Source organism: Serratia sp. PL7 (genome assembly GCF_945957435.1).
Window position 1 is genome coordinate 1 of record NZ_CAMFLB010000108.1, and the last position, 785, is coordinate 785.

A 785-nucleotide genomic window follows, 5' to 3' on the forward strand; every position below is an offset into this window, starting at 1 on the left:
CGAACTTTAAAGTCGCTGTCCAGGTTGTCAGCGAATTCTTTGGTATTCGCATACCAAGTAGAGTTCCAAGGTTTGACAATACCCAGGCGAATACCATTAGGATGTACTTTCTGACCCATTGCTAGTCTCCAGAGTCTCAGCGATCGGACACAACCACAGTAATGTGGCTGGTGCGCTTCAGGATGCGATCTGCACGACCTTTTGCACGAGGCATAATGCGCTTCATGCTTGGGCCTTCGTCTACGAAGATTTTCGTGACTTTCAGATCATCGATGTCAGCGCCATCGTTGTGTTCTGCGTTAGCAATGGCAGACTCCAGCACTTTCTTGACCAGACCAGCAGCTTTCTTGTTGGTGTAGGCCAGAGTTTCCAGAGCTTGCGACACTTTCTTACCGCGGATCAGGTCTGCAACAAGGCGAACCTTCTGAGCAGAAGAACGAGCGTGGCGATGTTTAGCGATAGTTTCCATCTCTTCCTCCTACCTTAGCGCTTTTTAGCTTTTTTATCAGCCGCATGGCCGCGATAAGTACGAGTCGGCGCGAATTCACCCAGTTTGTGACCGACCATTTCATCGGAAACAAATACTGGTACGTGCTGACGACCATTATGGACAGCGATGGTCAAACCGATCATGTTAGGAAAGATCGTTGAACGACGGGACCAAGTGCGCAAAGGCTTCTTGTCACCGCTTTCCACCGCTTTCTCTACCTTCTTCAGCAAGTGCAGGTCAATAAAAGGACCTTTCTTGAGAGAACGTGGCATGGCTTATCCTCTAATTATTTTTT

General features: G+C 48.5%; 2 protein-coding genes and 1 pseudogene. All 3 read right to left on the bottom strand.

The genetic code is table 11. The features are described from left to right. A pseudogene (locus N6G83_RS54440) lies at nt 1-119 on the bottom strand (30S ribosomal protein S3); the annotation flags it as partial. A gap of 17 nt (nt 120-136) precedes the next feature. Beyond that, nucleotides 137-469: a 50S ribosomal protein L22 gene (gene rplV, locus N6G83_RS54445; protein WP_004391423.1), complete on the bottom strand. Its 333-nt coding sequence runs from the start codon at nt 467-469 to the stop codon at nt 137-139. Between the two features lie 14 nt (nt 470-483). Further along, a complete protein-coding gene (gene rpsS / locus N6G83_RS54450) occupies nt 484-762 on the bottom strand; it encodes a 30S ribosomal protein S19 (protein ID WP_004929772.1) in 279 nt (92 codons plus the stop codon). Nucleotides 763-785 lie beyond the last annotated feature (23 nt).